The following is an 11,914-nucleotide window of genomic DNA, read 5'->3' as shown; positions in this document are numbered from 1 at the left end:
AAGGGTATATACTTGTAATCTATCCTGCAATAATTAGAAAGCAAAGGAAGGTATATTTATGGCAATATTATTTTTTTTAGTTTATCTGGTATTTACTCTGGTAGTACTGTATAGAGCCATGAATCCACTGATATGGGAGATTGGCAGTGCCGCATATTTGATTCTGGCGACTTTTGGATTGGGTTTTCCATGGGTAATTGGGATAATGCTTTGGGCTATTATTCTGTTGGCCATAATAGTTGTTCAGGTTGAGCCTGTTCGAGCTTATATTGCAGATTTTTTATATAAAACAGCCGGAAAGTCGGTTCCTAAATTGTCAAAAACAGAAGAAGAAGCTCTCAATGCGGGAGATACCTGGCTGGAGCAGGATATCTTTACCGGAACACCTGACTGGGACAGATTATCCAAAGTGTCCACGGAGCTCACAGAAGAAGAACAAGCATTTGTAGATAATGAGACCCAAATTTTATGCAGTATGCTCGATGAATGGGAAATCAGCCAGGAGCGTGATTTACCTGCCAAAGTGTGGAATTATATCAAAGAAAAAGGCTTTTTCGGATTAGTGATACCTAAAGAGTTTGGGGGCAAGGGGTTTTCCGCACGAGCACACTCCGATGTCGTATTGAAACTTGCGACTCGCTCAGGAGTAGCTGCTGTAACAGTCATGGTTCCTAACTCTTTAGGCCCAGGTGAATTACTCAACTACTACGGCACCGAAGAGCAGAAAGCATATTATTTACCCCGCCTTGCCAAAGGTATAGATATTCCCTGTTTTGCTTTGACTGAACCTGGTGCTGGCAGTGATGCTACTTCCATTCAATCCTACGCCATTGTAGTCAAAAAGAAAATTGAGGGTAAATCCGTTCTGGGTCTTAGCATTACTTTAGATAAGCGTTGGATCACATTGGCTCCAGTGGCTACTTTAATTGGCTTGGCAGTCAATTTGAAAGACCCTGATGGTTTGTTACAAGGCGAGGGTGAGGAAGGGATTACCTGTATATTGATTCCAAGAGAAACTGAACATCTTGAAATTGGTAACCGACATTTACCTGCAGATCAGCCTTTTATGAACGGCACTATCCGCGGTAAAGACATATTTGTGCCGATTACCTCCATTATTGGCGGTCAGAAAAAAGCGGGTGCTGGTTGGCAAATGTTGGTTGAATGTTTGTCTATAGGTCGTTCCATTTCGTTACCAGCCTTAGGCGCTGGATCATCTTCTGTTTCTTATTTAACTTCTGGAGCTTTTGCACGAATTCGCCGCCAATTTAATGTAGAAATAGGGCAGTTTGAAGGTGTTGCAGAAAAGCTGGCTGAAATTGCAGGCTTAAATTATTTAATTAATTCAACCCGCTTATTGACAGTAGCTGCGGTGAATGAGCATAAAAAACCTTCAGTAGCTTCTGCTATTACCAAATATTTCAATACAGAATTAGCCCGAATCGTAGTGAATTCGGCTATGGATGTACATGCAGGTCGAGCAGTTGTGGTTGGTCCTCGAAATTATTTAACTACCTTTTATCAAGGTGTTCCTATCTCGATAACAGTTGAAGGGGCCAATGTGATGTCACGAAATTTACTGATTTTTGGTCAGGGATCCATGGCCTGTCATCCTTACATTCGAGATGAGTTTTATGCCGTTGCAGGAGAGAATAAAGAGGCCTTCAGTGAAGTAATCTGGAAGCATATTCATTATTTCATGCAAAATCTGGCAAAAACAGTGTGTTCTGCATGGACTGGCGGGATATTCATTTCGGTGCCAGATAATTCGATGAAAAGAGAATACAAGCGCCTGGCTCGGTTAAGTCATGCTTATGCCTGGCTTGCCGATTTATCTTTAATCTATCTAGGGGGAGATTTAAAGCGAAGAGAGCGTGTTTCTGCTCGTCTTGCTGATGGCATGTCGTACCTCTATATGGCCATGGCGGTCTTACGCAATGTGCAGATGAATCAAGATCATCCTGATGAACAATTGCATGCAAAATGGGCTGTTAGTTACTGCTTTTATCATGCACAAAAATCCATGATCTCGCTTTGTCATAATTTTCCTTCCAGGTTATTAGGTTTTGTTGCCCGTTTGCTTGCTTTTCCTTTTGGACAAACCATGCAATACCCTAGTGATAAACTGGATCAAAAATTAGCAAAATTAATGACCGGTAATAATAACTACCGTGATCGATTGAAAAAAATCATCTTTTTAAGTGGTGATCCAAAACAACCCATTGATCGAATGGAGCATGCTCTTCAGTTGATTATTCAAACAGAAGGACTGACTGCAAAGGTCAATGATTTAAAACGGTTCAAATTCGGTAAACTAAAGGATAAATTGCAGGAAAAAGTTGAAAAAGGTGAGTTGAATCAACAAGAAATGAATGAACTTCTTGCAGTTGAAGATGCTCGCTGGGAAGCAATTCTGGTTGATGAATTCACATTTGATTCGATGAAAAAGAAAACATTTAATTCCGTTATCGATACGATAAAAACTCCTTTTATGTAAAATTTACATTTTATTAACATCAATTGAACAACCAGCTGCCGAAATAACGGCGCTGGTTTGTTATAATAAACCTATACGATTTATCTCCTTTTTTGCATTTGAAGGAGTTGCGTTTCACGCTAAATTATACGTAAATGGTTTTGCTATAATAGATCATAATAACAAAGAGAAATAATAGAGTCAGTTGTGAACAGCCCCTGGAGATTATGATTTGCAATGTCTTGGTGATTATTACTGAAACAATACTCCAATAGTTTTAGAGAGACTAATAACATGGCCAAAAAACCACTGCCCCCGAAAGATATACTGTTACAGTTAATGAAACTAACGGGAAATTCGATCAACGGAGCCGCGTACTTTGCTCAACAATTCAGACAGCTGCTTATCGATAACAATTTGCTGGAAGAATTTAAAGACATTATGGATAAGGTGGATGAGTTTGCAGCATTTGTCTACCATAAATTAACACCCAGCAAGCAGCATTGGTTTGGTGATCAGAACTTTTTGTCTGATTTTCAAAATATGCAAGAAAATCTGGCTAATGCAGCCGCTAAAAAATTGGAAGGCTTAAAAGGTAAAATAAATCTGGATATAGCTTTTGGAACATTTGGCGATTTGTTGCGAGGGTACAGCGCTACTGATGGCAGTTCACTTCCGAATACACACGTTAAGTCGTTGGATACTATATTAAATGCCTGGTTTTCTCGACAAAATAACGTAAGCAAGGGAAGCAAAATTTACCAAGCGGATAACAACGGAGAGGTAATCACTGCTGCAAATGGGCAGCCGATCACCGGTGATTCAAAGAGTTTAGCAGAAAAAATCACAAATCCGGTTACAGGATTTGAGTCGTTCATGGAAGATAAAGGTATTGAAGTTGCTGTACAGTTGCATGCATACCCAGAACAGCAAGTCGTAGCTGAAAAAGCCAAAGCAGTTGAAAAAGCACCTGAAGTACGAAAAGAACCTGTCTCTGGTAAAGAAGAGGGTATCGAGATTGAGCCAGAAGTAACACCTACTGGTGGTATGTCAGCAGGTGGTTAGAGGTTGTTGGCCGCCCTGAGCCGCTCTAAAGAGCCTATATCAAACCATGTTCCTTGATGTAGGCTTCCAGTTACCTTGTTTTGTGACACGAGTTGTCGAATTAATGGAGTTACGGAATAGCGCCCTTGTTTGCATTGAGCAAACACGATTGGATTATAAATGGCGATGCCTGCAAAAGTATATTTTGCATTGTCATTACTTAGCTGATTTTGATTCACCAGGCTAAAATCCCCATGATGATTGAGTAATGGATTATTTTTAGTCAAAATAAGATGAATCGGTTGTTCTAAATCAAGATTTAATTGTGCAAAATTGAAATCGGTAAATATATCCGCATTGACAGTTATAAATGGTTTATTTCCCAATAAAGGTAACGCTTTTACAATCCCCCCACCAGTCTCAAGTCCACCGGGTGGTTCGGGAGAGTAACAGATAGTTATGCCATAACGTTCTCCATTACCGAGATATTGCCGGATTTTCCCTCCTAGATAGGCATGATTTATTACCAATTTGTCAAAGCCTGCATTCGCAAGGTTGATAACGTGGTGTTCGATTAGCGGCCGATTTTTTACCATGCACAGTGCTTTGGGTTGAACATCAGTAAGCGGTTTTAAGCGTTCGCCCCTCCCTGCAGCCAGGATCATTGCAACTTTCATGGTAAAAATACTCGCTTTTGCAGAAAATGATAAAGAGGATGTAGTTCCTCATAAATCTCACAACATTCAAGAACATAGTTTAAGGTGAGAGGTAAATCATTCAGATAACCGGATTTATTATCACGTAAATGCAATCGACAAAAAACACCTAACACTTTTAAATGCCTCTGCAGACCACAGAGGTCAAAGGCACGTATAAATTCTGGAAAACTATAGGTATTGCGGGCACAGTGATTCTGTTCATAAAAAAAACGAACCCATTGTAGAACTTTCTCTCTTGGCCATGCGATATAACAATCTTTAAGAAGAGATACCAAATCATAGGTTAGAGGGCCGCTCATGGCATCCTGGAAATCAATTACGCCAAAGTTAACTTGATGTGTACCATCAATTAGCATCAGATTGCGTGAATGGTAATCCCGGTGGATAAAAGTTAAAGGCTGCTTTTCTACTTCAGCAGCAACCCATTCCATAAGATGTTGCATCAGGATCGATTCATGCTCTAGCAAATCGAGCTTGAGATATCCTTTGAGAAACCATTCAGGGCAGAGTGCCATCTCCTTGAGCATAAATTGCTTATCAAAAGAGGGCAGCTTGGGATCATTAATAGAGCAAGTCTGTAATTTTAGTAGCGTTTTAAGTGCTTCTTGATAATAAGTATCGGCAGTATGTTCTTCTAGTTTTCCTAAAAGAAGTTGATCCCCAAAATCACTCAGCAATAAAAATCCCTGCTCGCTGTTGATAGCAAGAATTTCTGGCGTGTTGACATCGGCATTGGCAATTGTTGTCGCAAAGTGGATGAAGGGTTCAAGATCTTCTCTATCGGGAGGCGCATCCATTACTATCCGTGATAAACCATTGTATTGAATACGATAATATCTCCTAAAACTGGCGTCTCCTGCCAGCGAGACCAGACTAAACTCTTTCTGAGGAATAACATGATCCAGCCATACTTTCAGTGCGTTTTCTCGTTCATGCATGTTATACTTTCCAACTTTATTACTGGCTAACAATTTATATACTCGTCGTAAATGAGGATAATTGTAAGCATCATAAGGCATTTTGTTTGTTGTGAACATCAGGTTTTATAAGAAGCTTCTTAATTTTTTTTCACGAATCGTCTTACTGCGAGACAGATCCTATTGTTTTTTAAAATGTTCCCATGAAATGGTGGCTGACTTCTTCAAGTCGGCTAAATGGTTTTTGATTGGTATTGGCCTGACCGGAATTCTGTTGACGCTCTTAATACATCATGGAATTGCCCATTCAGCGTCTCTTATATCCGAACCGGTTCAAGCCTGTGTTATGGCTCGCGATGTTGATTTAACGGATGCTATAAGAGCTAAATTTGCCCAGTGCCTGGGCTGGCAAGCAGATCAAAGTTCGCCAATCTGTTTGGGATCCTATAAACCAACAATCGTTACACCTTTGGCCAGTGTTGATGAAGTGCGTATTTTAGCCGATAGGGTTTCTTTCTATCGTGATAAACGATCCACACTATCTGGCAATGTTGAAGTGCAACAAGATCAGCGTGTTGTCAATGCGCAAACTGCTTATGTTTATAGGGACACCAAGACTAATCAGGTTACGAAAATTGAGTTTTTGGGCGATGTTCGTTATTTGGAGCCTGACAGATTGATGATTGCGCGCAAAGCCGTTATTAACCCACAGGATCAATCAGGTATAACGGAAGATGTGTTGTATCGGTTTAACACCAATCGCAACAGTGCTGTTCTTCCAGCATGGGGGCGCGCCAGTTTAATCAGGCGATTTGCTAATAAAGACTACTTCTTGCGCAAAGCAACTTATACCACCTGTGCGCCTCAGAATAATGCATGGAACATAGAGGCGGATAGCTTAACTTTAGATAATACGAAGGCAAAAGGTGTTGCACGTAATGCGGTACTTCGGATACATGACCTGCCCGTCTTTTATACACCGTATTTAAGTTTTCCTACCAGCAAAGAACGAAAATCAGGTTTTTTGATGCCTTTGGTAGGATATTCCAATGTGGGTGGTTTTGATCTCGGTTTACCCTATTACTGGAACATGGCTCCAAACTATGACATGACTATTGAGCCGCATCTGTATTCTGAACGTGGTGTCATGATGGGCGGGCAGTTTCGTTATTTAAGCGGGATGAGTTCTGGAACAATAGAGGGCACTTTTCTTCCTGATGATAGAGCCTTTGGTACTTTTTTGAGGAATAACGAAGTTCAATACCCCAGGCTTCTTGGTAATTCAACAAACCGCTGGTCTTTGGGTATTTTGGATAGAACCTATTTTACTCCTGATTTACAAATGAATATTAATCTGGAGCAAGTTTCTGATGATTATTATTTTCAGGATTTCAGTTCTAATCTGGTGATGATTACCCAACGGCAATTATTACGTCAGGCGGATTTAATTTATTCTACAGAAAATTGGACCTTCAAAGGAATGGGGCAAAGTTATCAAACATTACAACCGGTAAATGAAATACGTCTTTCGCCGGTTTATGAACGCTTGCCTCAGTTAATGGCCAACGGTTATTACTATGATTTGCCGTTTAATGCGAATGTCAGTATTCTTGGCCAATACGATCAGTTCCATTGGCCGGTTGATCGATGGGATTTAGCTCCATTAAGAATGCCTCAAGGCCCTCGATTTCATTTCAATCCTATAGTATCAATCCCAATTGTGAAACCATGGGGTTATGTGACTCCCTCCGCCCAGTTTGTAGAAAACTATTACAGTGTGCAAAACAGCACTATTTGGGGCTCATATCATCAGGACTTTAATCGCACTATTCCACGATTTAGTGTGGATAGCGGGTTATTTTTTGAGCGTGATTTATCGCTAAAGGGAGAATCATATACTCAAACTTTAGAGCCAAGACTCTATTATTTGCGTGTTCCATATCAAAATCAGACGCCCATTCCTGTTTATGATTCTGGAATTATGATATTTAATACAGATCAACTATTTAGAACGAACCGGTTTTCAGGTTTTGATCGGATAGGAGATGCAAATCAATTGGCATATGCGATCACTTCTCGTTGGTTATCTGAAGATACAGGAGTTGAACGAGCTAATTTTACTATTGGACAAATTAAGTATTTTTCCGATAGAAAGGTTCAATTATGCCAAAGCCCTACTGGATATTGTGTTGATGATCCCAATTCGTTTGGTAATCTATCTTCAACTTTTGGCACATCACCAATTGCATCAAGGGCGGTATATCGCATTAATCCATCCTGGGCAATAACGGGTGATTACATATGGGATCCAGCTACTCGGGCTACAAATAATGCAGATTTAAATTTGCATTACCAGCCCATCCCGAATGCCATAATCAGTGGTGGTTACAGTTATTTGGTTAATGGCGATGTAACAGCAGTTAGAAACAATGGAACGGCCAATAATGCATTAAATCAGGGAATTATTGCTTTTTCATGGCCATTAAATGAAAAGTGGAGCAGTATTGGGGCTTACAGCCAGAATATTAGTAAAAATTACAGCATGATGTCTTTGTTTGGTGTTCAATATGATAGCTGCTGTTGGGCACTTAGATTAATGGGAGGACGAACATTTAAAAATCTGAATAATGATTTTGAACCTCAATATAATAATAATGTCTATTTGCAATTATTATTAAAAGGCTTAGGATCAGTGGCAAACAGTGATCCTTATAATATACTGAGTACCTATATACCAGGTTATAACGATCCATTTCGCCGCTAATTAGATTAGAAATTAACCAAAGTTGCTTGTATTTTGCTTAAGAATACCCTAAATTGCGCGACAAAGAGTAAATGAGGATTAAGGCATGTTTAAAAGGTTGGCATTGTTGTGTTTATTACTTTCAGGGTTAAATAGTGCTGAAGGTAAGCAGTTGTTAGATAAAGTTGTTGCTATTGTAAATAACGGAGTCATTACTTCCAGTGAGCTGGATGCACAAGTTGAATTATCAAAAAAACAGATTATTGCTCAAAAAATGCAAATGCCTAAAGAATCCGTCTTACGTAAGCAGGTTTTACAGCATTTGATAGATGTTGATTTGCAAATGCAATTGGCAAAGCAACATGGACTTACAGTGGACAGTACAGAACTCAATGAAGCGATTGAGCGAGTAGCCACGATGAACAATTTAACCTTATCTCAGTTACGTGAAGAGATTACCAAACAGGGAATCACCTGGCAGGAATACCGACAAAATATTCGCAAAGAAATGTTGTTGAGCCGCTTGCAACAGAAAGCTGTAGGTAAAGATGTTCAAGTAACCAACGAGCAAGTTGAACAGTATTTGAAAACAGCGAATACAGTGGATAACTCAGCAGTTACCTATCATTTACAAAATATCGTTATCCCTTTGAACGAGGAACCTACAACGGAAGAGATAAAAAGTGCTCGGGCTAATGCGGAAAAATTGTTGGCAAAAATTAAAAAAGGCGAGGATTTTAGTCGATTGGCAATAGAAGAATCCAGTGGCGAACTGGCTTTAGAGGGCGGCGATCTTGGGGAGCGGCATTTAGCTGAATTGCCTGAAATTTTTGCTAAAGAAGTGGTTAAAATGAATGTAGGCCAGGTAGTCGGACCTTTACGTACCGGAAATGGTTTTCAACTCATTAAATTGGTGGCCAAGGGAGGAGATAACCAGCATCATGTGGTGACTCAGACTCACGTACGCCACATATTATTAAAGCCTGATGCCAGCATGTTGCCTTCTGATTCATTGAAACAAGTGAAAAACATATACCAACAACTGAAATCCGGAAAAGACTTTGCTCTGATGGCAAAACAGTACTCTTTGGATGCCGCAAGTGCAGTGAAAGGAGGCGATTTAGGCTGGGTCAACCCAGGTGAATTAGTTCCTGAATTTGAGAAAACAATGAATAGTCTGCCTTTACATAAAGTTAGCCAGCCAGTGAAAACTCAATACGGTTGGCACTTGATTGAAGTGATAGCGCGTAAGCAAAAAGATGATTCAGAATCATTTAAGCGTCAACAGGTCAGGCAGTTCTTACAACAACGTAAATTTGCTGAAGCAGTTCAAAATTGGCAACAACATCTGCGAACTGAAGCATACGTTAATATAATAGATAAGGACTTGGCATGAAGCCACTGCTAGTTAGCAGTGGCGAGCCTGCAGGAATTGGCCCTGATTTATGTTTGGCACTTGCAGGCTATAATATACCGGTAGTCATCTTAGGTGATTTGGATGTTCTGAAAGTAAGAGCAGCGGAACTATCCAGGACAATTGATTTTTATGAATATATACCCGGAGAGGATGTAAAAACTGAACCGGGTTCCCTCACAGTTCTTTCTGTACCTTGTACTGGAATAGTCGTTTCGGGTCAGTTAAATCCTGAAAATGCATCTTATGTTATAGAACTCTTAACTTTAGGAGCCACTCTTTGCAGCAGGGGCGAGTTTTCAGCCCTTGTCACAGCACCAGTTCATAAGGCCAATATTAATGCTGGTGGAATTCCTTTTTCCGGGCATACAGAATTTTTCGCACAGTTTTTTGGTGCGGAGCAAGTAGTAATGATGTTGGCTTGTGAACAGATGAGAGTTGCGCTAGTAACTACCCATCTTCCATTACGCCAAGTTCCTGACGCAATAAACTCGACCTTAATAATTAAGGTAATCAGTACACTTAGTCATGCATTAATTCACGATTTTGGTATTTTGAATCCGAAAATAAAAGTAGCCGGATTAAATCCTCATGCGGGTGAATCGGGATATTTAGGGCGAGAGGAAATTGAGGTCATAAATCCTGCATTAATATCATTAAGAAAAAAGGGTATTGATGTACAAGGACCACTGCCTGCAGATACGATGTTTACCGCAAACAATGAGGAGAGTTGTGATGCTTATGTTGCTATGTATCACGATCAGGGATTACCGGTATTAAAATTTGCTGGTTTTAACCATTCAGTAAATGTCACACTTGGATTACCAATAATACGGACATCTGTAGATCACGGTACTGCATTGGAGTTAGCCGGAAAAAATAGCGCTGATCACGGTAGTTTGCTCGCTGCAGTAAAAATGGCCGCGGAAATGGCACACTCAAGGAGTTGTTCATGAGCATTATCAGTTTGATCGCGGCCGTAGATGAGCGAGGTGGTTTAGGATGTAACAACCAATTGCTGTGCCATTTACCTGCTGATCTACAATATTTTAAACAAACAACTATGGGCAAACCAATCATTATGGGTCGAAAAACGTTCGAATCCATTGGCAGGCCATTACCCGGAAGAAAGAATATAGTACTAAGCCATTCGTTATTGTCAATCGATGGGGTTACTGTTTTAGATTCTGTAGAAAAGGCATTCTCGTTAGTTTTCGAAGAAAATGAAGTCATGATTATAGGCGGGGCCATTTTATTTTCCCAGGCTATAGATATTGCTGATAAAATATACCTCACAAAAATTCACCACTCATTTGCGGCGGATGTCTTTTTTCCCGAAATTAATGAAGAAGCATGGGACTGTCGAAACTCAGAATTTCGAGAGCGTGATGAGAAGAATCAATACGATATGACCTTTCTAGTTTACGAAAGAAAATAGGGTCTGTTGACAATTCAAGTTTCGACGTCCCGCGACTTGTTCGCGGGATCCAATTCACTCTTTATAGGCGTAATATATTCTTGTTTTGAGCAAGATCTATAGATTCCGCGAACAAGTTGCGGAAAGTAGGCTTGAACATAATGAAATGAAAACAGCCCCTAATTACGAACACATTAATAATGTAGGTGTATATTATTAGATTGTCTTCCTGGGATCTTCGATCCTACAATAATTTCTTGTGGCCTGCTTAAAACCCTAAAATTATCAGTTATCACTTCACGACCGGCATAGGATATGTTGCAATGATTGTAGCCTGGCCAGGTTTTTCCCGGCTGTATACTGCCACTAAAATTTACCTGACAAACAAATAATGGATTTCCATTGGTATCTTTACCAATTTGAAGAGCTCCGCGTAGGTCGCGTTCCCAATTAAATTGACCAAAGTTACGTTGATTGGGGATAGTGAACTGATCAACTATATATTCTTTACCGCCATAAGGTACATTACATCTTCCATAGCCAGCCCAGGTCTTACCGGGTTGAATACTACCGAATAGTTTAGCTTGACATAAATAGAGTACATTGCCATTGGTATCAATTCCAGTTCGTAAAGCATTAGTTAACGAGGAACTGTTATGGTGATGTACATTTGGATTGGCGAAAAGAGAACTAACCCAAAGTGTCATTATTAATAATACGACTGCGCGAATCATCTTAGATCTCCATAGAATTAAAGTAGAGGAAGGATATATCAAGCTGAAAATTTGGTCAACATGATCACTCGTAAATCGATATGGTGAAGAGTAATTTAATATTGAAAAAACAATTAAAAAAAATGCAAAAAGTGTTTGACACTGGAGCTGAAATCAGTAGAATACGCAGCACGCCTTCGGGGCAGGTTCATTAAGAATTGAGAAGACAAACTGTGTGGGCGCTTTGAAGAATTTGAGTGCTTAATAAAGAAACAAAGAAGTAAAGAGACGCTAGATAAAGCTAGCTCAGGAATTGAACTGAAGAGTTTGATCCTGGCTCAGATTGAACGCTGGCGGCATGCTTAACACATGCAAGTCGAACGGCAGCATGACCTAGCTTGCTAGGTTGATGGCGAGTGGCGAACGGGTGAGTAACGCGTAGGAATATACCTTAAAGAGGGGGACAACTTG

The 11,914-nt window shown here is 40.0% G+C and carries 9 protein-coding genes and 1 rRNA gene; 7 read left to right on the top strand and 3 right to left on the bottom strand.

The features are described from left to right. Positions 1-58: 58 nt before the first annotated feature. Entirely contained in the window at positions 59-2,497 is a 2,439-nt protein-coding gene (locus tag G543_RS0115660) for an acyl-CoA dehydrogenase (protein ID WP_028385361.1), read from the top strand. A gap of 273 nt (positions 2,498-2,770) precedes the next feature. Next, on the top strand, positions 2,771-3,541 hold the full coding sequence (locus tag G543_RS0115655) for a hypothetical protein (RefSeq protein WP_028385360.1): 771 nt from the start codon (positions 2,771-2,773) through the stop codon (positions 3,539-3,541). On the opposite strand, the gene murU is transcribed toward G543_RS0115655, so the two are convergent. Both murU and G543_RS0115645 read right to left on the bottom strand, forming a co-directional pair. Further along, positions 3,538-4,197: an N-acetylmuramate alpha-1-phosphate uridylyltransferase MurU gene (gene murU / locus G543_RS0115650; protein ID WP_028385359.1), complete on the bottom strand. Its 660-nt coding sequence runs from the start codon at positions 4,195-4,197 to the stop codon at positions 3,538-3,540. The two genes, G543_RS0115655 and murU, sit on opposite strands and share 4 nt — an antisense overlap. Continuing rightward, positions 4,194-5,177 carry an aminoglycoside phosphotransferase family protein gene (locus G543_RS0115645; RefSeq protein WP_028385358.1) on the bottom strand — a complete coding sequence of 328 codons (984 nt, stop codon included), beginning with the start codon at positions 5,175-5,177 and terminating at the stop codon, positions 4,194-4,196. Before G543_RS0115645 ends, murU begins: the two co-directional genes overlap by 4 nt. A 226-nt stretch (positions 5,178-5,403) precedes the next feature. Here G543_RS0115645 and G543_RS0115640 point away from each other — a divergent pair, with 226 nt between their 5' ends. From G543_RS0115640 to G543_RS0115625, 4 genes are all read left to right on the top strand, one after another. Further along, positions 5,404-7,920 (top strand): LPS-assembly protein LptD, encoded by a 2,517-nt coding sequence (locus G543_RS0115640; RefSeq protein WP_028385357.1) that lies wholly within the window; start codon positions 5,404-5,406, stop codon positions 7,918-7,920. Positions 7,921-8,005: 85 nt separating this feature from the next. Beyond that, positions 8,006-9,295, top strand: coding sequence for a peptidylprolyl isomerase (locus G543_RS0115635; protein ID WP_028385356.1), 1,290 nt, complete (start codon positions 8,006-8,008; stop codon positions 9,293-9,295). Next, positions 9,292-10,269 (top strand): 4-hydroxythreonine-4-phosphate dehydrogenase PdxA, encoded by a 978-nt coding sequence (gene pdxA / locus G543_RS0115630; protein ID WP_028385355.1) that lies wholly within the window; start codon positions 9,292-9,294, stop codon positions 10,267-10,269. The genes G543_RS0115635 and pdxA overlap by 4 nt, the downstream gene beginning before the upstream one ends. Then, positions 10,266-10,751 carry a dihydrofolate reductase gene (locus tag G543_RS0115625; RefSeq protein WP_028385354.1) on the top strand — a complete coding sequence of 162 codons (486 nt, stop codon included), beginning with the start codon at positions 10,266-10,268 and terminating at the stop codon, positions 10,749-10,751. The genes pdxA and G543_RS0115625 overlap by 4 nt, the downstream gene beginning before the upstream one ends. 173 nt (positions 10,752-10,924) lie before the next feature. Here the strand turns inward: G543_RS0115625 and G543_RS0115620 are convergent, their stop codons facing one another. After that, positions 10,925-11,464 carry a DUF3421 domain-containing protein gene (locus G543_RS0115620; protein ID WP_028385353.1) on the bottom strand — a complete coding sequence of 180 codons (540 nt, stop codon included), beginning with the start codon at positions 11,462-11,464 and terminating at the stop codon, positions 10,925-10,927. Positions 11,465-11,758: 294 nt separating this feature from the next. Here G543_RS0115620 and G543_RS0115615 point away from each other — a divergent pair. Beyond that, positions 11,759-11,914: ribosomal RNA gene (locus G543_RS0115615) — 16S ribosomal RNA — on the top strand; the annotation flags it as partial.

Origin of the sequence: Legionella moravica DSM 19234, from assembly GCF_000423305.1 — a bacterium.
Classification (GTDB): domain Bacteria; phylum Pseudomonadota; class Gammaproteobacteria; order Legionellales; family Legionellaceae; genus Legionella; species Legionella moravica.
Note: the sequence above shows the minus strand (reverse complement) of the source record. Positions and strands in the feature narration are given on the sequence as shown.

Coding starts and splice junctions, on each gene's coding strand:
- G543_RS0115645 (WP_028385358.1), bottom strand. CDS start 5,177: ATGCATGAACGAGAAAACGCACTGAAAGTATGGCTGGATCATGTTATT.
- pdxA (WP_028385355.1), top strand. CDS start 9,292: ATGAAGCCACTGCTAGTTAGCAGTGGCGAGCCTGCAGGAATTGGCCCT.
- G543_RS0115655 (WP_028385360.1), top strand. CDS start 2,771: ATGGCCAAAAAACCACTGCCCCCGAAAGATATACTGTTACAGTTAATG.
- G543_RS0115635 (WP_028385356.1), top strand. CDS start 8,006: ATGTTTAAAAGGTTGGCATTGTTGTGTTTATTACTTTCAGGGTTAAAT.
- G543_RS0115660 (WP_028385361.1), top strand. CDS start 59: ATGGCAATATTATTTTTTTTAGTTTATCTGGTATTTACTCTGGTAGTA.
- murU (WP_028385359.1), bottom strand. CDS start 4,197: ATGAAAGTTGCAATGATCCTGGCTGCAGGGAGGGGCGAACGCTTAAAA.
- G543_RS0115620 (WP_028385353.1), bottom strand. CDS start 11,464: ATGATTCGCGCAGTCGTATTATTAATAATGACACTTTGGGTTAGTTCT.
- G543_RS0115625 (WP_028385354.1), top strand. CDS start 10,266: ATGAGCATTATCAGTTTGATCGCGGCCGTAGATGAGCGAGGTGGTTTA.